Annotated in this window: 10 protein-coding genes; 3 read left to right on the forward strand and 7 right to left on the reverse strand. The window is 66.2% G+C overall.

From position 1 onward, the window contains the following. Positions 1-75: 75 nt before the first annotated feature. The gene (gene pncB, locus PSK12I2_RS0111715) at positions 76-1,278 is read left to right on the forward strand and encodes a nicotinate phosphoribosyltransferase (protein ID WP_027598540.1); all 1,203 of its coding nucleotides are present in this window, start codon (positions 76-78) and stop codon (positions 1,276-1,278) included. A gap of 202 nt (positions 1,279-1,480) precedes the next feature. On the opposite strand, the gene selO is transcribed toward pncB, so the two are convergent. The 3 genes from selO to PSK12I2_RS0111730 all read right to left on the reverse strand — a co-directional run bounded on the left by selO (position 1,481) and on the right by PSK12I2_RS0111730 (position 8,293). After that, complete coding sequence (gene selO, locus PSK12I2_RS0111720) at positions 1,481-2,941, reverse strand: protein adenylyltransferase SelO (protein WP_027598541.1); 1,461 nt, start codon at positions 2,939-2,941, stop codon at positions 1,481-1,483. Between the two features lie 169 nt (positions 2,942-3,110). Next, positions 3,111-6,455, reverse strand: coding sequence for a mechanosensitive channel MscK (gene mscK, locus PSK12I2_RS0111725; RefSeq protein ID WP_027598542.1), 3,345 nt, complete (start codon positions 6,453-6,455; stop codon positions 3,111-3,113). A gap of 98 nt (positions 6,456-6,553) precedes the next feature. Continuing rightward, complete coding sequence (locus PSK12I2_RS0111730; RefSeq protein WP_027598543.1) at positions 6,554-8,293, reverse strand: potassium/proton antiporter; 1,740 nt, start codon at positions 8,291-8,293, stop codon at positions 6,554-6,556. 129 nt (positions 8,294-8,422) lie between these two features. On the opposite strand from PSK12I2_RS0111730, the gene PSK12I2_RS0111735 reads away from it, so the two are divergent. Then, positions 8,423-9,259, forward strand: coding sequence for a 23S rRNA (adenine(2030)-N(6))-methyltransferase RlmJ (locus PSK12I2_RS0111735; protein WP_027598544.1), 837 nt, complete (start codon positions 8,423-8,425; stop codon positions 9,257-9,259). Between the two features lie 126 nt (positions 9,260-9,385). Here PSK12I2_RS0111735 and msrA read toward each other — a convergent pair whose 3' ends face one another. The 4 genes from msrA to aceE all read right to left on the reverse strand — a co-directional run bounded on the left by msrA (position 9,386) and on the right by aceE (position 17,670). Continuing rightward, positions 9,386-10,045: a peptide-methionine (S)-S-oxide reductase MsrA gene (msrA, locus tag PSK12I2_RS0111740; protein WP_007161945.1), complete on the reverse strand. Its 660-nt coding sequence runs from the start codon at positions 10,043-10,045 to the stop codon at positions 9,386-9,388. 80 nt (positions 10,046-10,125) lie between these two features. Then, positions 10,126-12,732 (reverse strand): bifunctional diguanylate cyclase/phosphodiesterase, encoded by a 2,607-nt coding sequence (locus PSK12I2_RS0111745; RefSeq protein WP_027598545.1) that lies wholly within the window; start codon positions 12,730-12,732, stop codon positions 10,126-10,128. A 281-nt stretch (positions 12,733-13,013) separates the two neighbouring features. Then, positions 13,014-14,999 carry a dihydrolipoyllysine-residue acetyltransferase gene (gene aceF, locus PSK12I2_RS0111750; RefSeq protein ID WP_027598546.1) on the reverse strand — a complete coding sequence of 662 codons (1,986 nt, stop codon included), beginning with the start codon at positions 14,997-14,999 and terminating at the stop codon, positions 13,014-13,016. A gap of 28 nt (positions 15,000-15,027) precedes the next feature. Beyond that, positions 15,028-17,670, reverse strand: a complete 2,643-nt coding sequence (gene aceE, locus PSK12I2_RS0111755) for a pyruvate dehydrogenase (acetyl-transferring), homodimeric type (RefSeq protein WP_027598547.1) — start codon at positions 17,668-17,670, stop codon at positions 15,028-15,030. 329 nt (positions 17,671-17,999) lie between these two features. Here aceE and glnE point away from each other — a divergent pair, with 329 nt between their 5' ends. Next, positions 18,000-20,960 (forward strand): bifunctional [glutamate--ammonia ligase]-adenylyl-L-tyrosine phosphorylase/[glutamate--ammonia-ligase] adenylyltransferase, encoded by a 2,961-nt coding sequence (gene glnE, locus PSK12I2_RS0111760; RefSeq protein ID WP_027598548.1) that lies wholly within the window; start codon positions 18,000-18,002, stop codon positions 20,958-20,960. The last annotated feature ends 112 nt before the right edge of the window (positions 20,961-21,072 follow it).

A 21,072-nucleotide genomic window follows, 5' to 3' on the forward strand; every position in this document is an offset into this window, starting at 1 on the left:
GCGGTCAAGCGCCTTTCGCTTCCTCGGCAAGTTGGGCATCCTGTCGTCTGACTTCTAGCTGCCGAGCCCCCGCCAATGATGGCCGATAGTTTTTCCGAGCAGGCCGTGCAGAGCCTGCTGGACACCGACTTCTACAAGCTCACCATGATGCAGGCCGTCCTGCACAACTATCCCAATGCGGAAGTCGAGTGGGCCTTTCGCTGTCGCAACGACGAAGACCTGCGTCCCTACCACGCGGCCATTCAGGCCGAGATCGATGCCCTGGCCGATGTCGCCATCAGCGACAGCCAGCTGGCCTTTCTCGAGCGCATCCCCTTCATCACCCCCGACTTTATCCGCTTCCTGCGACTGTTCCGTTTCAATCCCTCCTATGTGTTCCTCGGTGAGGAGGAGGGGCGCTTCACCCTGACCCTGAAAGGCCCCTGGCTGCACCTGATCCTGTTCGAGGTGCCGATCCTGGCGCTGATCAGCGAGGTGCGCAATCGCCAGCGCCATGCCGACCTGCCGCTGCAGGTGGCCCGGGATCAGCTCTATCGCAAGTTCGACTGGCTGGCCCGGGAGGCGGGCGCCGACGAGCTGGCCGAATTCAAGATGGCCGACTTCGGCACCCGGCGGCGCTTCTCCTATGGCGTGCAGGAGATGGTGGTGCGCAGCCTCAGGGATGACTTCCCCGGTCGCTTCGTCGGCACCAGTAACGTCCACCTGGCCTGGAAGCTGGGCGTCGCGCCCCTGGGTACCATGGCCCACGAGTGGCTGATGGCGCACCAGCAACTGGGTCCGCGGCTGATCGACAGCCAGATCGCCGCCCTCGACTGCTGGGTACGGGAGTATCGCGGACAACTCGGCATCGCCCTGACCGACACCATCACCATGGAAGCCTTCCTGCGCGATTTCGATCTCTACTTCGCCAAGCTGTTCGACGGCCTGCGCCATGACAGCGGCGATCCCCTGCAGTGGGCGGAAAAGGCCATCGCCCACTATCAGCAGCTGGGCATCGACCCCCTGACCAAGACCCTGGTGTTTTCCGATTCGCTCAATCTGGAAAAGGCCCTCGCCCTGTTCCGGGCCCTGCGCGAGCGGATCAACGTGAGCTTTGGCATCGGCACCCATTTCACCTGCGACATCCCGGGGGTGCAGCCGATGAACATGGTGCTCAAGATGAGTCGCTGCAACGGCCAGCCGGTGGCGAAGATCTCCGACGCCCCGGGCAAGGCCCAGGGCGGCGAGCCGGACTTCCTGCACTATCTAAGGCACGTCTTCCAGGTCAACGGCGCCTAGATACGGTTAGCTCTCAGAGCCTTTTTATAATCTCGCGAGCTAGAGACAAACAAGGCCTGGGCGGCCCCGCAAAAAGGCTTGAGGAAGCGGACCGGGCTCGCGCGCGAGTTTACGAGTGGTAAATGAGCATTCCGACGGGGCTGGCCTTCCAGAGCCTTTTCAACGCAGTTCGGCCGACGCGCAGCAGGTTATAAACAGGCTCTCAGGACGAGCAGCTGATCTCCAGGTGCTTGCCCCAGTCCGGCGGCCGCTGGGCGAAGCGTTCGCGTCCCGGCTGGGCTTCGAAGGGGCGTGACAGCACGTCGTGCAGCAGGCGCACCTCGCTGTAGTCGCCCGCTTCGGCCTGCTCGATCGCCTGCTGGGCCAGGTAGTTGCGCAGCACATACAGCGGATTGACCGCGTTCATGCGGGTGGTGCGCTCGGCCGCCGCGCCGCCTTCGGCGTCCAGGCGGGCGCGATAGGCCTGGCTCCAGTCGTCGAAGCCGCGCAGGTCGATGAAGTCCTCGCGCACCCGGGCCAGCGCCGCGGCGGGTTCGTCTTCGCCCAGCTGGCGGAAGAACAGGTGATAGTCCACACCGCCCTGCTGCATCAGGGCCAGCAGGCGTTCGACCAGCTCCTGGTCTTCGTCGTGCGCTTCCTGCAGACCCAGGCGTCGGCGCATCAGGTCGAGGTAATGCGCCTGATACAGCGGCAGGAAGAGCGCGATGCTCTCCTGCAGCGTCTCGACCGCCACCTTGGGTGTCAATGCCTGGGCCAGGGCCGCCAGGTTCCAATGGGCGATGGGCACCTGGTTGCTGTAGGAGTAGCGCCCCGTGTGATCGGAGTGGTTGCAGATGAACTGGGCGTCGAAGTCGTCGAGAAAGGCGAAGGGGCCGAAGTCGAAGGTGAGACCCAGGATCGAGAAGTTGTCGGTGTTCATCACCCCATGGCAGAAGCCATAGGCCTGCCAGTAGGCGATCAGCCGGGCGTTGCGTTCGACCACCTCGCGAAACAGCGCCGCCCAGGGTTCCGGGGTGCCCAGCAGGTCGGGGAAGTGCGCGGCCAGGACGTGTTCGCCCAGTTGCTCCAGCAGGGAGTGCTGGCGGGTGTAGTAGAAGTATTCGAAGTGGCCGAAGCGCACATGACTGGGGGCCATGCGCAACAGGGTGGCGCCGGTTTCCAGCCGCTCGCGCACCACCTGGGTGCTGGAGCCGATCACGCACAGGGCGCGGGTGGTCGGGATGCCCAGGGCGTGCAGGGCCTCGGAGGCGAGGAATTCGCGGATCGAGGAGCGCAGCACGGCGCGGCCGTCGCCCATGCGCGAGAAGGGCGTGAGGCCGGCGCCCTTGAGGTGCAGATCCCAGTGCTCGCCGCGGTCGTTGACCACCTCGCCCAGCAGCAGGCCGCGGCCATCGCCGAGGCGGGGGTTGTAGGAACCGAACTGATGACCGGAATAGACCATGGCCCGGGGCTCGGCGCTGTCCCAGAGCTGGGCCCCGGCGAACACCTGGGTGAACTCGGGCGTCTCGGCCACCGTCGGATCCAGGTCCAGCAGGGCCAGGGCGGCGGGCGAAGCGACCACCAGCCGCGGATCGTCCAGCGGCCGGGGGTCGATACGGGTGGAGAAGTCATCGCCCAGGCGGGCGAATCTGTTGTCGAAGGTCAGGTCGAGCAGCTGTTTCATGGGTATCCCAGGGGCTGTAGAGCCTTTCCATAATCTCGCGAGCTAGAGCCAAACAAGGCGAAAAGGGCTGAGGAAGCGGAGTTTACGCAGGGTAAATGAGCATTCCGAAGCCATTTTCAACGCCGTTTGGCCGACGCGCAGCAGATTATGGACAGGCTCCTAGTGGCCGTCAGGCCTTGGATGGCTTGGGATCCTCGGCCTCCTGCTGGGCATCCCCTTCAGGTAGGAGAGGCTTTTTGCCCAGTTGTTTCTCCGCTCCGTGTCGATTCTTCAGGGTGATCTCCATCTGCGGCGTGGACAGCAGGTTGATGCCGGCGTCGCGCAGCAGCTGGTCGACCCGGCGGATCAGCTCATCGGTGGCGGCGCTGCGATCGCCCAGTTCCCGGACATAGATGCGCAGTTCGTGATCCAGGGTGGTGGCGCCGTAGTGGGTGACGAACAGCGAGGGTTCGGGGTCGTGGAGCACCCGCGCATTCTCCTTGACCGCCTGCATGATCAGCTGTTGCGCCTGGGCCAGGTCACTGCCGCGATTGACGCCGAAGGTCAGCACGATACGGGTGACGGTGTCGGTCAGCGTCCAGTTGATCAGCTGGCTGGTGACGAAGGTCTTGTTCGGCACCACCACCGACTTGCGGTCGGCGTCGGTGATATGGGTGGCGCGGATGCGGATCTTGTTCACCGTACCGGTCACGTTGCCGATGGTGATGAGATCACCGACGCGCACCGGGCGCTCGAAGAGAATGATCAGGCCGGAGATGAAGTTACCGAAGATCTCCTGCAAGCCGAAACCCAGACCGACCGAGAGGGCGGTGGCCAGCCACTGCAGCTTGTCCCAGCTCACACCCAGGGTCGCCAGGGTGGTCACGGTGCCGAAGCCGACGATGACGTAGGAGAGCAGGGTGGTGGTGGCGTAGGCGCTGCCCTGGGCCAGATTCAGCCGCGACAGCACCAGTACCTCCAGAAGGCCTGGCAGGTTGCGTGCCAGGGCGACGGTGAGACCGGCGATCACCAAGGCGATGATGAACACCCGCAGCGTCAGGGGCACCTGGGTGGCGGCGGCGCCGGTACCGCTGGTGTACTGGTAGAGGGTGACGTTGTCCAGGTAGGAGAACACCGCCACCACATCGGCCCAGACCAGGTAGAGCACGCCGAGGAAGGCCAGCAGCAGGGTCAGGCGCAGCAGGCGCGAGGACTGCTGGTTGACCTGTTCCATGTCCAGGGTCGGCTCCTGCACCACCTCGACGCCCTCGGCGTCTTCCTGCTGCGCCTGGCGCTTCTGGATGGCGCGCTGGTAGGCCAGGCGCCGCGCGGCCACGCTCAGGCCGCGGGCCAGGGTGGCTTCGAGGATGATCCAGGCCATCAGCACATAGAGGGTGTCCACCAGCCGATCGGTGAGCTTGAGCGCGGTGTAGTAGTAGCCAAAGAGCACGGCGAAGAACAGCACGGCCGGAATGGCGGTGATCATCAGGCCGAGCAGCAGGCGGAAGAACGGCAGGCGCTCGCGGGCGGTGGCATTGAGCAGGGAGCGACCGAGCATCCAGGCCAGGCTGGCATAGGCGACCAGCACGATGAGGATGCCGAGGACGTCGTCGGCGAGGCCGGCGAGCTGGCGCTCGGCGATGGCCACCACCGCCATCAGCGCCAGAGCCAGCAGACCCACCCGTCTGACCAGCCGGCGCAGCGACTGTGCCTGGGGCCGCGCCCAGCGGAAGTGGGTCTCGGCCACGCCGCCGGAGGCCAGCAGGCGATACACCGTGTAGAACACCAGCCAGCCGGCGGCGATCTCCAGCAGCGCCGCGCCGATGGCGGCATTGACCCCGCGCTCGTCACCCTCCAGGGCCACGCCGCCCAGCCAGAGCACCAGACTCGCCGGCAGGCCCAGCAGGATGGTGAGCAGGATGGCCTGGGGAGTGTGCAGCTGGCTGTCCCGCTGATAGTGGCCGATGTCCTGGTTGAGCTTGTTGACCCGCCCATGGATGCGCGGGCGTTGCCAGATCAGGGTGGCGAAGGCCAGTACCAGCGGCAGCAGCAGCAGCGGCCGCTCGGCCAGACCGACATAGAGTTCGTGCAGGCTTGAGCCCCAGGGCACGTCGCGCAGCTGCTGCAGCAGCTTGCGAGGCGCGGTCTTGACCCAGTTCCAGTCCAGCGGCTTGTTGCTGGGAATCCAGAACATCTGCTCGTCGAGGGTGCCGCGCAGGCTGGTGATGGTGCTGCGCAGCTGGTTCTGGTTGAGCTGCAGATCGATGGATTCGCTGAGCAGAGCATTGAGCTCGGTATTGAGACGCTCCTGCAATTCGCTGCGGGTCTTGAGCAGGTCGAGCAGTTGCTGACGCAGCTGCGGGGTGGCCTTTTCCGGCGGCTGCTGGGCCAGCAGATTGTCGACATAGCCTTCCGGATTGGCGATCTGGGCGCGCTGCTGATTGAGTTCGAACTGATAGAGGCGCAGATCGGCGATGTCGTCGGTGAGGTCCTTGTTGACCTTGACCGAGGGCAGCGCCGCCCGCTGCTGATAGAGCAGCTTGGACAGCAGCACGCTGCCCTTGAGCACGCCGATCTGCTGTTCCATGTTCTCGGTGGTCTGCTTGAGCTGATCCAGCTGCTGGCGCGACTCGAGATTGCGGCGATTAAGGTCGTTGAGGCGATCGGTGGCGCGCAGCAGGTAGTCGGACAGTTGCAGATTGAGCCCGGTCTCCTGGGACAGCACATCGTCCCCGGCGGTCTTTTCCGATTCGCGCGAGGCTTCGGCCAGGGTCTTTTCCGATTGCTGGCGGCGCTTGCCGCTGATCAGCGTCTGCAGGTCCAGGGTCTCCTGCTCGTAGCGCTTGACCTGCTCGGTGAAGAGTTCGCGGCGGATGGCGCCCAGATCCTGCAGCACGCTGTTGCCGGCCAGTTCCTGGCGCAGCAGCTGGATCTGCGCATTGGCGGCCGCCTGTTCCGCCAGCAACTGCCCGCGCCGCTCGGCGGTGAGGGGCTTGGCGTTCTCGCGTCCGGCCTTGAGCAGATCGGCGATCTGCTGCAGGCGCGTCTGCAGATTGGCGATGTCCACCTGGGCGCGCTCGGGGCGGGTCTGGGCGTTGATCACCAGACTGTTGGCCGCATTGAGGTCGTCCTGCACGCTGTTGAGCGCCAGGCTGGTCTCGCTCAGGCGCTGCTCCAAGGCCTGGGGCGTGGCGCCGGCATAGCGCTGTTCGGCCGGCTTGATCGGTTCGGCGCGCAGCCGCGCCAGTTGCCGCTGGGCGTCCTTGGTCTGCTGCGGCGCCTGGGCCAGTTGCTGGCGCAGATCGGCCAGCTGCTTGACGTACTGGTCGCGCTGGTCGAGCAGCTTGAGGGTCTGCTGCAGGCTGTCCTGGGCGGCGCTCTGCTCGGGGGCGGGCAGCTTGCGATCGGCCAGGCCGTTCAGATTCTGCTGCACCTGCTGGGCATCCGGCGGCCCGGAGTCCTGAGCGACGGCGGGAAGGGTGAACAGGCAGCCGCAGAGTGCGGCGGCGCGAAGCAGAGCGGACAGGCGGTGCATGCGGCAGGCGTCGGGCAGTGGAAAGGCGCGAGGTTAAAGCCAGGCTGCCTGGGGTGCAAGGCAGCACCCCTCAAGCCGCGAACCCTGTTCATCCATCGTTAAAGAAAGAGCGCGGGCCCGCTGTTGCGCCCTTCGGGAAACTTCACACCGACCTTGCGCACGCGCTTGTTCTCGATGGCCGCGACGATCCACACCAGGCCGTTCCATTCCACCAGGTCGCCAACGATGGGTTCCCCACCGATCTCGTGGGTGATGAAGCTGCCGAGGCGCTGGTTGCCGTCCACCTCGCCCAGTTGCAGGCCGTAGAGCGCAGCCACGGCGCTGAGTTCGGCGTCGGCTTCGAGGACGAAGTCGCCAAAGAATCTCTGGGTCTGCTGCGGCGCCTGGCTGAACAGCCGCCCCAGGGCCGGCAGGTCGTGTTCGTGGCCGACCACGCAGAGGATGTCGCCGGCTTCCAGGGTGGTACTGCCGGAGGGGTGGAGCAGGGTCTCACCGCGGAACAGCGCGGCGATACGGGTGCCCTCGGGCATCTTCAGCTCGCGCAGGGCGGCGCCGATGCACCACTTCTCGGCGCCCAGACGATAGATGAACAGCTCCCATTCGCTGGTCGGATGGACCTGCAGCCCGGCGCGGGAGAAAGGCGCCGGCTCCGGCGGCACCGTCACCTTGAGCAGCTTGGCCGCCAGCGGCAGACTGGAGCCCTGCACCAGCAGCGACACCAGCACGATGAAGAAGGCCACGTTGAAGAACAGCTGGGCCTGGGGCAGCCCGGCCATCATCGGGAACACCGCCAGGATGATGGGGACTGCGCCGCGCAGCCCGACCCAGGCGATAAAGGCCTTTTCGCGGTCATGGAAGGCGCGGAAGGGCAGCAGGCCGATGGCCACCGACAGCGGGCGGGCGACCAGGATCATCCACAGCGCCAGACCCAGGGCGGGCAGGGCGATGGGCAGCAGGTTGTGCGGCTCCACCAGCAGGCCCAGCACCAGGAACATGCCGATCTGCGCCAGCCAGGCCATGCCGTCGAGCATGTGCAGCATGCCGTGGCGGCTGCGGATCGGCAGGTTGCCCATCAGCAGACCGGCCAGGTAGACGGCGAGAATGCCGCTGCCATGGGCGGCGTTGGTCAGGGCGAAGATCAGCAGGCCACCGCTGATGGCCAGCAGCGGGTAGAGGCCGTCGGCGAGGTGGATGCGGTTGATCAGTTGCAGCAGCAGCCAGCCCCCGCCGAGGCCGATCACCCCGCCGATGGCGAATTCGCTGACGAAATGGCCCAGCAGACTCCAGCTGAAGCCGCTCTGGCCGCTGGCGAGCATCTCGATGAGGGTGACGGTGAGAAACACCGCCATGGGGTCGTTGCTGCCGGATTCGATTTCCAGGGTCGCGGTGACCCGTTCGTTGAGACCGCGGCCGCCGAGCAGGGAAAACACCGCCGCGGCATCGGTGGAGCCGACGATGGCGCCGATCAGCAGGCCCTGCAGCAGGCTGAGGTCGAACAGCCAGGCGGCGGCGACCCCGGTCAGGCCGGTGGTGATCATCACCCCCACGGTGGCCAGCGACAGTGCCGGCCAGAGCGCCACGCGGAAACTCGATACCCGGGTGCGCATGCCGCCGTCGAGCAGGATCACCGCCAGCGCCAGGTTGCCCACCAGGTAGGCCATCGGATAGTTGTCGAAGGCGATGTGACCGGGGCCGTCGACGCCGGCGAACATGCCGACCACCAGGAAGATCACCAGGATCGGGATGCCGACCCGCGAGGAAATCGAGCTGACCAGAATCGACAGGCCGATCAGCACCGCACCGATCAAGAACAAGCTGTTGATGGTGACAGCGTCCAAGCGTGACTCCTGGGGTAAAGAATTGAAGAACCAGGGGATTTAACCCGCTGGGTGGCCGGGGTGTCAAAGCGCGACGCCGCGGGTGCCCGAGGAAGGCGGTACACTGTAGGGCTGACGCTGGAGTATCCCATGAATTACCGACACGCCTTCCACGCCGGCAATCACGCCGATGTCTTCAAGCACGCCACCCTGTTGCGCCTGGCCGCGCTGCTGGCGCGCAAGGAGACGCCCTTCGTCTATCTGGACAGCCATTCCGGCGTGGGTCGCTATGACCTGGCCGGCGACCAGGCCAGCCGTACCGACGAATGGCGCGAAGGCATCGGACGTCTGTGGGCCCTGGAATCCGCGCCGGCGGCCTTTGTCGGCTATCGCGAAGCGGTGGCGGCGCTCAATCCCGATGGCGTGCTGCGCTACTACCCCGGTTCGCCCGAATTGATGCGCCAGGCGCTGCGCCCCCAGGATCGACTGCTGCTCAATGAGCTCCACCCCGAGGACGGTCGTCTGCTCAAGGAAAACATGGCTGGAGATCGCCGGGTGGCGGTGCACCAGAAGGATGGCTGGCTGCTGCCCAGGGCGCTGCTGCCGGTGCCGGAGCGCCGGGCCCTGCTGCTGATCGATCCGCCGTTCGAGAAGGCCGACGAGCTGGAGCGCTGCGCCAAGGCGGTCGCGGAGGCCGTCGGCCGCATGCGCCAGACGGTGGTAGCGCTCTGGTATCCGATCAAGGATCGCCGCCAGTTGAGGCGCTTCCATGCCGGGCTGCAGGCCAGCGGCGCCCCCAAGTTGCTCAACGTCGAATTGCTGATCCGCGCGGCGGACGATCCCACCCGGCTCAATGGCTCGGGACTGGCCATCGTCAATCCGCCGTGGGGGCTGGAGGAAGAATTGCGCGAGTTGTTGCCCTGGCTGGCCGAGCACCTGGCCCAGGGTGAAGGCAGCTGGCGACTGGACTGGCTGATCGCGGAATAGCGAGGCCGGGACCGTTGGGCTTCGCTGGGCTCAACCCAACCTACGGGGGAAGAGCCTGGCGCAGGTTGGGTTGAGGCGGCGCTACCGCCGCAGCCCAACAGAGAAAGCCGCCGCAGCGGCTCGGGATCAGACCGCGAGGCTGGGCGGCAGGCAGACACCGGTACCGGCCAGGCCGCAGTAGCCGTTGGGATTCTTCGCCAGGTACTGCTGGTGATAGGCCTCGGCGTAGTAGAAGGGCGGCAGCGGGGCGATCTCGGTGGTGATCTCGCCATAGCCGGCCTCGGCCAACTGCGCCTGGAAGGCGGCCTGGCTGGCTTCGAAGGCTTCCCGCTGGCTGTCGTCGGCGTAATACAGGGCCGAGCGATACTGGGTGCCGACGTCGTTGCCCTGGCGCATGCCCTGGGTCGGATCGTGGGCTTCCCAGAAGATCTTCAGCAACGCCTCCAGCGAGGTCTGGGCCGGATCGAACACCACCAGCACCACCTCGGTATGACCGGTCAGGCCGGAGCAGACCTCTTCGTAGGTGGGGTTGGGGGTATGGCCGCCGGCATAGCCGGCCGCGGTGGTCCAGACGCCGGGTTGTTGCCAGAAGCGCCGCTCTACGCCCCAGAAGCAGCCCATGCCCACCACCAGACTCTGCAGGCCGGCGGGGAAGGGGCCTTGCAACGGATTGCCGTTGACATAGTGGGCCGCGGGTACGGCCATGGCCGTCTCGCGGCCGGGCAGTGCCTGCTCGGCGGCGGGCAGATGGGTCTTCTTGGTCAGGATTTCGGAACGCAGGACCATGGGATACCTCGTGGGAAAGGGCCAGGCGAAAGGCTCAGTGTACGCAAAATCGCGGCAGCGGGGTCAGTCCGCGCGGCGGGTCAGCGCGTCGGCAGGTAACGCGCCAGGGCGGCGTCGAGCTGGTCGGCCGGGATGGGCTTGTCGAACAGATAGCCCTGGCCGATATCGCAGCGATGGTGGCGCAGGAAAGCCAGCTGTTCGGTCGTCTCGATGCCCTCGGCAACCACCTGCAGCCGCAGGTTGTGGGCCATGGCGATCACCGCGGAGGTGATTTCCATGTCGTCCTGGTTGTCCGGGATGTCCTTGATGAAACTCCTGTCGATCTTGATGACGTCGATGGGGAATTTTTTCAAGTAGCTGAGCGACGAATAACCGGTGCCGAAGTCGTCCATCGCCAGGCTCATGCCCAGGTGCTTGAGGGCTTCGAGGGTGTTGCGGGTAGCGTCGGTGGCATCCAGCAGGAGGCTTTCGGTCAGTTCCAGCTCCAGCCGCTTGGGCGCGATGCCCTCCTCGTCGAGGATGGTGACGAAGGACTGCACCAGGTCGGGATCGGTGAACTGCTTGGGCGACAGGTTGATGGCGATCTGCAGATCGTCGAAGCCGGCGGCGTCGAGGCGGTGCAGCTGGCGGCAGACCTCGCGGATGATCCATTTGCCGATGGGCACGATGAGCCCGGTTTCCTCGGCGATGCTGATGAACTGATCCGGGCGGATCATGCCCTTTTCCGGGTGCTGCCAGCGGATCAGGGCCTCCAGGCCCAGCAGCTTGGCGCGTTTCAGGCAGACCTTGGGCTGGTAGTGCACCAGCAGTTCGTTCTGCTCCAGGGCCCGGCGCAGGTTGTTCTGCACGAACAGCTTGTTGCTGGCCTCGGCGATCAGCGCCTCGGTGAACACCTGGACCTGATGGCCGCCGGTGGCCTTGGCTCGGTGCAGGGCGAGGCCGGCGTGCTTGATCAGGGTCTGCGGATCGGTTTCGTGCGGTCGCGCGGTGGTCAGGCCGATCGAGCAGCTGATCAGGGTCGGGTGGCCCTCCACATAGAGCGGCGGATCCAGGGCCACCAGGGTGTCGCGGGCCAGGCTGTCGGCGGCGACCGCGTCCATGCCTTCGAGTAGCACGGCGAATTCGTTGCTGGCGATGCGGGCGATCAGCGCGCCCGTGCCCAGGGCGCTGCGCAGGCGCCGGGCCAGACCCACCAGCAGCTGGTCGCCGATACGATGCCCCAGGCTGTCGTTGACCCTCTTGAAGTTGTCGACGTCCACCAGCAGCAGCGAGTGTTCGCGGTTGGGATTGGACTGCTCCAGGCGGGCTTCCAGGCGGGCGATGAAGTGGCTGCGATTGGCCAGCCCGGTGAGGCTGTCGCGAAACACCAATTCGTCGTTGTGCTGCTGGGCGAAGCGGGTCTTGCTGGTGTCCTGGAAGATGCCCAGATAGCCCTGCAGGTCGCCATTGGGCTGCTTGATCTTGGAGAGCGACAGCTGGCCCCAGTAGCTCTCGCCGTCCCGGCGATAGCAGCGCAGTTCGCCCTGCCAGCTGTCCTGGTGCGCCAGGCGTTGCCAGGCTTCGTAGAGCAGCTCGCCCCAGTTTTCCAGGGCGGGCAGGGATTCGACGTGCAGCCCCTGGAGCTTGCCGATGGGATAGCCGGTGATCCGCGCGAAGCTGTCGGTGGCGTGCTCCAGGCAACCGCTGGCATCCAGCAGCAGGAAGGCATCGTTGCTGGCTTCCATCACCCGAGTCAGGGGGTGGGCGAGCTTGGACGGGCGCTGCGGTTGCTGGAGCAGGGCGGCCAGGCATTCCGCCAGGCTGCGAGCGAAGGCGACGTCCTCGGCTTCCCAGGTGGCCGCTCGGTCCCGTCGCAGGCAGAGCAGACCGGTCAGTTGACCGTCGTGCAGCAGTGCCACGTCCAGCGCCGTTCCGCCTCCGCTGTGGGACGGGTGCAGCACCTGGCTGGCGTCTTCGATCACGCCCTGCTCGCGCAACCGGCGCCGGTGGTCGCTGCACAGGGTCGGCAGGCGTTCTTCCTTGCACAGGGTGACGAGGCCATTGCCCTCGTAGCGCCACAGGCTGAGTTCGTCCACGGCAAAGGCGGCCGGGCCCTGGGCGCGCAGCAACTGCACCAGGTCATCGTCCACCGGCGCCTGGCGCAGGGCCAGGCGGGACAATTCGAGCAACAGGGTCTGCCGCGCCTGGGCCATCGCCAGGCGTCGCTGGCTGTGATCCTGGCTGTCCTGCAGGAGTGCCAGGGTCGAGCGCAGGGCCACGTTGTGTGCTTCCCATTCGCCGGCCAGGGCGTCGTCGTTCATCACCCGCAGCAGATAGCCGCGCAGCAGCGGGCGACCATGGCGCTGCAGGCTCTCGCCGACCTCGACGACCTGGCAGGGCGCCGTAGGGGAGTGGAACAGGTAGCGCACCTGATAGCTGCCGTGTTCGGCCAGTTGCAACTGGATGTCTTCGTGCAGCCGATGACGGACGCTGGGCTCCATCAGGCTGGCATAGGGGGCATCGATGAGCGAGCACAGCGCCTGGGCGGGCAGGCCGAGGCTGGCTTCGCAGCGGGAATCGAGATAGAGCATCGCCCAGGAGGCTTCATTCAGACGCTCGAAACGCAGCAAGCCCAATCGGGCAGGAGCGCTGAGCGCGCCCGCCTGATCGGCTACCGCGGCATCGGCAGCATCGGAGTGAATACTCATGCGAGGGTCCGCGTCCTTGTGAAGACGGAAAGATGTCCTAGGTTTATCGGAAAGGACAGACAAATCATTAATCCTTTTTCCTTTCCGCCTCGCCAGCACGCTGGGATGGCTGTCAGGTTGCCCGATAGGGCCCGGCGCATGCAAGGGGCGGCGCTCGGGGCGCTCATCCTACCTTTTTCCTGGATCTTTCGGTTGATCTGACAGCAAAAACCCCGCGTGAGCGGGGTTTCTGAACTACACCAGGGGACGGTAACGGCCTTCCGTTACCGTCCTGTGGCGGTTTACAGCAGCAGACCGCGGATTTCCGCCAGCAGATCGCCCAGGCGCTTGGTGAAGCGCGCGGCGGCCGCCCCGTTGATCACGCGGTGATCGTAGGACAGCGACAGCGGCAGCATCAGGCGCGGCTGGAAGGCCTTGCCGTCCCAGACCGGCTGCATGCTGGCCTTGGACACGCCGAGGATCGCCACTTCCGGGGCATTGACGATCGGCGTGAAGCCGGTACCGCCGATGTGACCCAGGCTGGAGATGGTGAAGCAGGCGCCCTGCATGTCGTCGCCGCTGAGCTTCTTGGTCCGCGCCTTTTCCGCCAGTTGGGCGGCTTCGGCGGCGAGTTGCAGGAGGCTCTTCTGGTCGACGTTGCGGATGACCGGGACCAGCAGGCCGTCCGGGGTGTCCACGGCGAAGCCGATGTGCACGTACTTCTTGCGGATCACCGCCTTGCCGCTGGGGGCCAGGGAGGCATTGAAGTCCGGCAGTTCCTTGAGCACATGGGCGCAGGCCTTGAGCAGGAACGGCAGGATGGTCAGCTTGACGCCGGCCTTTTCCGCCACGGCTTTCTGGCCGACCCGGAAGGCCTCCAGATCGGTCACGTCGGACTGGTCGAACTGGGTCACGTGGGGCACGTTCAGCCAGCTGCGATGCAGGTTGTTGGCACCGACCTGCATCAGGCGCGTCATCGGCACCTCTTCGATCTCGCCGAACTTGCTGAAGTCCACGGTGGGGATCGGCGGGATGCCGGCACCACCGGTGGCGCCGGCAGCCGCGGCCGGAGCCGCCTTGCTCTTCTGCAGCTGATCCTTGACGTAGGCCTGGACGTCTTCCTTGAGGATGCGACCCTTGGGACCGGTCGGGGTGACCTCGCCCAGATCGACACCGAACTCGCGGGCGACCATGCGCACGGCCGGGCCGGCATGGACCTTCTTGCCCTTGCCGGCGGCAGGGGCGCTGGCGGGAGCGGCGGCCTTGGCCGGCGCCTCGGCCTTCTTCTCGGCAGCCGGCGCGCTGGCGGTGTTGCCGGCAGCCGGCTTGGCCGCCTGCTTGGGCGCGGCACCGGCCACCTTCAGGGTCAGGATCAGATCGCCGGTCTTGGCCTGGTCGTTGACCTTGATGGCAACGCTTTCCACCACGCCCGCCTTGGGCGCCGGGATTTCCATGCTGGCCTTGTCGGACTCCAGCACGATCAGCGACTGCTCGGCCTTGACCTGGTCACCGGCCTTGACCAGCACCTCGATGACGTTGGCGCTGCCGGTAGAGCCGATGTCGGGGACCTTGATCTCCTCGACCGATTCACCGGCCGGCTCGGCGGCGGCTTCCTCGTGCAGCTCGGGCTCGGCGGCTTCCTTGGCCGGCTTGTCGCCGGCCTTGGACTCGACGCTCTTGCTCGGCTTGGCATTGGCGGCGCCCTTGAGCACCAGGATCAGATCGCCGGTGCCCACTTCGTCGCCGACCTTGACGGAAACGCTCTCCACCACGCCGGCGGCGGGGGAGGGAATTTCCATGCTGGCCTTGTCGGACTCCAGGGTGATCAGCGTCTGCTCGGCGGCGATGGTGTCGCCGGGCTTGACCGCCACCTCGATGATGCTGGCCTTGCCGCTGGAGCCGATGTCGGGGACATGGATCTCCTGGGCTTCGCCTTCGCCGGCGGACGCCGAAGCGTCCTCGTCGCCGGCCGGCGTCGGGGTTTCGCTTTCCTCGACCTGGGTCTGCTTGGACTCGGCCTTGGGTTCGGCGGCGGGTTCGCTGCCGGTGGCGGCGTCCTCGCCTTCCAGGTCGATCAGCAGATCACCGGTCTTGAGGGTGTCGCCGACCTTGATGTGCAGGGCGGCGATCTTGCCGGCCTTGGGGGCCGGGATCTCCATGCTGGCCTTGTCGGACTCCAGCACCACCAGGCTCTGTTCGGCCTCGACGGTATCGCCGACCTTTACCAGCAGCTCGATGACTTCGCCGTCGCCACTGCCGATGTCGGGTACGCGGATGGTCTCGCTCACAGTTGTTTCCTCTTATCCGTGTGCCGCATCAGCAATCCAGGGGATTGCGCTTCTCGGTGTCGATGCCGAACTTGGTGATGGCATCGGCCACGACCTTACGTTCCAGCTTGCCTTGGTTGGCCAGCGCCTGCAGAGCGGCGACGGCGACCCAACGGCGGTCGACCTCGAAGTGATCACGCAGCTTCTTGCGGCTGTCGCTGCGACCGAAGCCGTCGGTACCCAGCACCTGGAATTCGGTGGGGACCCACTGGCGGATCTGGTCGGCGAACAGCTTCATGTAGTCGGTGGAGGCGATGACCGGACCCTGGCGCTCGCCCAGGCACTGCTCGACATAGGTCAGGCGGCGCTCTTCCAGCGGGTGCAGGCGGTTCCAGCGATCCACGGCCAGGCCTTCACGGCGCAGTTCGTTGAAGCTGGTGACGCTCCAGATGTCGGCGCCGACGCCCATCTCGCGCAGCAGGCTCGCGGCAGCGCGGACCTCGTTGAGGATGGTGCCCGAGCCCAGCAGCTGGACGCGGTGCTTGAAGTCGCCCTTTTCTTCTTCCAGCAGGTACATGCCCTTGATGATGCCGTCCTCGACACCTGCGGGCATGGCCGGCTGCTGGTAGTTCTCGTTCATCACGGTGATGTAGTAGAAGACGCTCTGCTGCAGTTCCATCATCTGATGGATGCCTTCGCGCATGATCACCGCCAGCTCGTAGGCATAGGTGGGATCGTAGCTGCGGCAGTTGGGGATGGTGCCGGCCAGGATGTGGCTGTGACCGTCCTCGTGCTGCAGGCCTTCACCGTTCAGGGTGGTGCGGCCGGAGGTGCCGCCCAGCAGGAAGCCGCGGGTCTGGGCATCGCCCGCCGCCCAGGCCAAGTCGCCGATGCGCTGGAAGCCGAACATCGAATAGAAGATGTAGACCGGCAGCATGGGCTGGTTGTAGTTGCTGTAGGCGGTACCGGCGGCGATGAAGGAGGACATGGCGCCGGCCTCGTTGAGGCCTTCCTGGAGGATCTGGCCGTCCTTCTCCTCGCGGTAGTACATCACCTGGTCGCGGTCGACCGGCTCATAGAGCTGGCCGTGGGGCGAGTAGATGCCCAGCTGGCGGAACATGCCTTCCATGCCGAAGGTACGGGCCTCGTCGGCGAGGATGGGCACGATGCGCTTGCCCAGGTCCTTGTCCTTGACCAGTTGCGACAGGATGCGGCCGAAGGCCATGGTGGTGGAGATCTCGCGATCGCCGGAGCCGTCCAGTACCGCCTTCAGGGTGTCCAGGGGCGGCGTGGGGATGCTGATGCTGCGGGCGCGACGCTGGGGCAGGTGACCGCCCAGGGATTCGCGACGACTCATCAGGTACTTCATCTCGGCGCTGTCGTCGGCCGGACGATAGAAGGGCAGCTCGCTGAGCTGGGAGTCGTTCAGCGGGATGTCGAAGCGATCGCGGAATTTCTTCAGCGACTCCACATCGACCTTCTTGGTGTTGTGCGCGGTGTTCTTGGCTTCGCCCGCACCGGTGCCGTAGCCCTTGATGGTCTTGGCCAGGATGACGGTGGGCTGACCCTTGTGGTTGACCGCCTGGTGGTAGGCCGCATAGACCTTGTAGGGGTCGTGACCGCCACGGTTGAGCTTCCAGATCTCGTCGTCGGACAGGTCCTCGACCATCTTCAGCAGCTCGGGATTGGCGCCGAAGAAGTGCTTGCGCACATAGGCACCGTCTTTCGCCTTGTAGTTCTGGTATTCACCATCGACCACGGCGTCCATGCGCTGCTGCATGCGGCCTTCGGTGTCGCGGGCGAACAGCGGATCCCACATGCGGCCCCAGAGGACCTTGGTGACGTTCCAGTCGGCGCCGCGGAAGATGCCTTCCAGTTCCTGGACGATCTTGCCGTTGCCGCGGACCGGGCCGTCGAGGCGCTGCAGGTTGCAGTTGATGACGAAGATCAGGTTGTCGAGGTTCTCGCGGCCGGCCAGGGAGATGGCGCCCAGGGTTTCCGGCTCGTCGCACTCGCCGTCGCCGATGAAGCACCAGACCTTCTGCTTGCCGGCGGGGATGTAGCCGCGGTTCTCCAGGTACTTCATGAAGCGGGCCTGGTAGATGGCGGTGATCGGACCCAGACCCATGGATACGGTCGGGAACTGCCAGAAGTCGGGCATCAGGTGCGGGTGCGGGTAGCTCGACAGCCCCTTGCCGTCCACTTCCTGGCGGAAGTTGTTCATCTGGTCTTCGGACAGGCGGCCTTCCAGGAAGGCACGGGCGTAGACGCCGGGGGAGGCATGGCCCTGATAGTAGATCAGGTCGCCGCCGTGCTCTTCGTTGGGCGCCTTCCAGAAATAGTTGAAGCCGATGTCATAGAGGGTGGCGCTGGAGGCGAAGGTGGAGATGTGGCCACCCAGATCCGGATCCTTGAGGTTGGCGCGCATGACCATCGCCAGGGCGTTCCAGCGAACCAGCGAGCGGATGCGTCGCTCCATGAACAGGTCGCCCGGCATATGGGCTTCCTTGGTCACTGGAATGGTGTTGCGATAGGGGGTATTGATGGAGTAGGGCAGCTGGGTACCACTGCGGGTAGCCAGTTCGCCCATGCGGGTCATCAGATAATGAACGCGCTCCTCGCCTTCGTGGTCGAGGACGGACTCCAGGGCGTCCAGCCATTCCTGGGTTTCGACGGGATCGAGATCTTGCATGGCTTGCTCCAGGGCGGAAAGGCTTCCAAAATCGGTCGCCTCAGGGTCGCCGCCGGCCTCTTGGGGGCAGCGAAAATTCTTGGATTTATGACCGGACGGTTCCGATCGGCGTGTAGTTTTACTACAAATTCAAATCCGTTTCAGCTCCGAGCTGTAATGCGATAAAAAACAATTCGACGTTTGTCGAACGCGCTGCTCGAGGGCTCGCGAACTCCGAACCGCGGACGTGAAAACGGTTCCCGCTCGGACCAGGTGGTCCGTCGGAATGTCCCTGGCAGGGGGTTCGCGGCAGGGTGGCGGGATTCGACCGTCCCTGCGCAGGACTGCCCATGATACCCCTCCTTCGTCCCGATCTGCCTCCGACTCTCGTCGCATGTGCCGAGCTCGCCGACCGGCGTCTGGCCGATGCCCTGGCCACGCTGCCCGCGGCGGCGGCCCGCCAGGCGAACTGGTCCGCGGCGCAATGCGCCGACTGGCGACGGGTGGCTGCCCTCAGCGACTTCGTCGTCGAGCAGTTCTGCCGGTTGCCCGAGCCTTGCCTGGCGCTGGTCGACAGCGGCGACCTTGCGCTGTCGCTGGCGCCGGGGGCCATGGCGCAGCGCCTGCGCGACGCCCTGGCCGACTGCCCGGACGAAGCCGAACTGGGACGGCGGCTGCGGCGCTTCCGCATGCTGCAGCAGGTGCGCATCGTCTGGCGCGACCTGACCCGCCGCGCCGATCTGGTGGAGACCTGTCGCGACCTCAGCGACCTGGCCGATGCCTGCATCGACCAGGCCTGCGCCTGGCTGTACGCCCAGCAGTGCAGCCAGTTCGGCGTGCCGACCGGACGCCACAGCGGCCAGCCGCAGCAGCTGGTGGTGCTGGGCATGGGCAAGCTGGGCGCGGGAGAGCTCAATCTGTCCTCCGACATCGACCTGATCTTCGCCTATGGCGAGGCCGGGGAGACCCGCGGCGCGCGGCGCGAGCAGGACAACCAGGAATTCTTCACCCGCCTCGGGCAGCGCCTGATCAAGGCGCTGGACGCCGTCACCGTGGACGGCTTCGTCTTTCGCGTCGACATGCGCCTGCGGCCCTATGGCAGCGCCGGTGCCCTGGTGCTGAGCTTTGCCGCCATGGAGCTCTATTACCAGGACCAGGGGCGCGACTGGGAACGCTACGCCATGATCAAGGCGCGGGTGGTCGGTGGCGACCAGGCCAGCGGCGCCGAGCTGCTGACCCTGCTGCGGCCCTTCGTCTATCGGCGCTATCTGGATTTCTCCGCCATCGAAGCCCTGCGCAGCATGAAGCAGCTGATCCGCCAGGAGGTGCGCCGGCGCGGCATGACCGACAACGTCAAGCTGGGCGCGGGTGGCATCCGCGAAGTGGAATTCATCGCCCAGGCCTATCAGCTGATCCACGGCGGACGCGATCCGGCGCTGCAGCAGCGACCGCTGCTCAGGGTGCTGACCAGTCTGCGCGAGCGCGACTATCTGCCGGCCGCGGCCGAAGCCGAGTTGCGCGAGGGCTATTGCTTCCTGCGCTATGTCGAGCACGGGCTGCAGGCCATCGCCGACCAGCAGACCCAGACCCTGCCGGTGGATCCCCAGGGCCGGGCGCGGGTGGCCTTTCTCATGGGCCATGCCGACTGGGATGAATTCAGCGCGGCGCTCGACGGCTGGCGCAGCCGCATCGACTGGCACTTCCAGCAGACCATCGCCGATCCCGAGGAGGAGACCCAGAGCGCCGAGTTGGAAGACAGCTGGCTGCCGCTGTGGGACGACCTGCTCGATCCCGAGGAGTCCCTGGCGCGACTGCGCGAGGCGGGCTTCCAGGCGCCGGAGCAGGCGCTGGAATTGCTGGCCAGCCTGCGCGCCAGTGGTCAGGTGCGCGCCATGCAGCGCGCCGGTCGCGAACGCCTGGATGCCTTCATGCCGCGGCTGCTGGATGCGGTCAGCGCCGACGAGCAACCCGATCGGGCGTTGGAGCGGGTGCTGCCGCTGGTGGAGGCGGTGGCGCGCCGCTCGGCCTACCTGGTCCTGCTTAGCGAGAATCCGCCGGCCCTGGCGCGGCTGCTGGAACTCTGCGGCGCCAGTGCCTGGGTGGCCGAGCAGATCGCCCGCTATCCGGCGCTGCTCGACGAATTGCTCAACGAAGGGCGGCTCTATCATCCGCCGCAGAAGCCGGAACTGGCCGCCGAGTTGCGCGAGCGCCTGATGCGCCTGCCCGAAGAGGACCTGGAGCAGCAGATGGACGTGCTGCGCCACTTCAAGCGCGCCCACAGCCTGCGGGTGGCGGCGGCGGAGATCGCCGGCAGCCTGCCGCTGATGAAGGTCAGCGACTATCTCACCTGGCTGGCCGAGGTGATCCTCGAAGAGGTGTTCGGCCTGGCCTGGCGTCAGCTGGTGCAGCGTCATGGCACGCCGCAGCGGCGCGATGGCTCGCCCTGCCAGCCGGATTTCGTCATCGTCGGCTATGGCAAGGTCGGGGGCATCGAACTCGGCCACGGCTCGGATCTCGACCTGGTGTTCATCCACGACGCCGATCCCCTGGCCGAGACCGATGGCGCCAAGCCCATGGATGGCGCCCAGTTCTTCAATCGCCTCGGTCAGCGGATCATCCATCTGCTCACCACCACCACCCCGGTGGGCACCCTCTACGAGGTGGACATGCGCCTGCGGCCGTCCGGCGCGGCGGGGCTGCTGGTGAGTTCGCTGGAGGCCTTCGAGCGCTACCAGCAGAGCGAGGCCTGGACCTGGGAACACCAGGCCCTGGTGCGGGCGCGGGTGGTGGCGGGTTGCCCGCGGCTTGGCGAGCGCTTCGACGCGGTGCGGGCGCGCATCCTCGGTCGGCAACGGGAGCTGGCGACCCTGCAGGCCGACGTGGCCGGCATGCGCGACAAGATGCTCGACAACCTCGGCACCGCGCTGACCGCCGGCGGACTGGGGCCGAACGCACGCCGGCCGGAGCAGCTGTTCGACCTCAAGCAGGATGCCGGCGGTATCGTCGATATCGAATTTATGGTCCAATATGCCGTTCTGGCCTGGTCGTGGCAGCATCCCGAATTGCTGCGTTTTCCCGACAACATCCGCATCCTGGAATCCCTCGAAGCGGCTGGTCTGGTACCGGCCACGGACGCCATTGCCCTGCGCGAAGCCTACAAGGCCTACCGCGCCGCGCTGCACCGCCTGGTCTTGCAGAAGCAGCCGGGCAAGGTGCCGGCCGACGGCTTTCTCGCCAAGCGCGACGAAGTACGCCGTATCTGGCACGGCCTGGGGCTGGACACGCCGTCCGGCAATCCGGCCACCTTTTAGGCCGTCATCAGTAAGGAGAGGCAAGATGTCGATGTCCGTGCGCGAGCTTTCGATCAGGCCGGGCCTGAGGGAGTGGGAGTCGGCCACCCGCTAGGTGCCGATCGCCTTCCAG

This window comes from Pseudomonas sp. MOIL14HWK12:I2 (assembly GCF_000510745.1).
Lineage (GTDB): Bacteria > Pseudomonadota > Gammaproteobacteria > Pseudomonadales > Pseudomonadaceae > Chryseomonas > Chryseomonas oryzihabitans.

Excerpts from the sequence above, each read along its gene's own strand:
- pncB (WP_027598540.1), top strand. The coding sequence starts at position 76 with ATGATGGCCGATAGTTTTTCCGAGCAGGCCGTGCAGAGCCTGCTGGAC.
- selO (WP_027598541.1), bottom strand. The coding sequence starts at position 2,941 with ATGAAACAGCTGCTCGACCTGACCTTCGACAACAGATTCGCCCGCCTG.
- mscK (WP_027598542.1), bottom strand. The coding sequence starts at position 6,455 with ATGCACCGCCTGTCCGCTCTGCTTCGCGCCGCCGCACTCTGCGGCTGC.
- PSK12I2_RS0111735 (WP_027598544.1), top strand. The coding sequence starts at position 8,423 with ATGAATTACCGACACGCCTTCCACGCCGGCAATCACGCCGATGTCTTC.
- msrA (WP_007161945.1), bottom strand. The coding sequence starts at position 10,045 with ATGGTCCTGCGTTCCGAAATCCTGACCAAGAAGACCCATCTGCCCGCC.
- PSK12I2_RS0111745 (WP_027598545.1), bottom strand. The coding sequence starts at position 12,732 with ATGAGTATTCACTCCGATGCTGCCGATGCCGCGGTAGCCGATCAGGCG.
- aceE (WP_027598547.1), bottom strand. The coding sequence starts at position 17,670 with ATGCAAGATCTCGATCCCGTCGAAACCCAGGAATGGCTGGACGCCCTG.
- glnE (WP_027598548.1), top strand. The coding sequence starts at position 18,000 with ATGATACCCCTCCTTCGTCCCGATCTGCCTCCGACTCTCGTCGCATGT.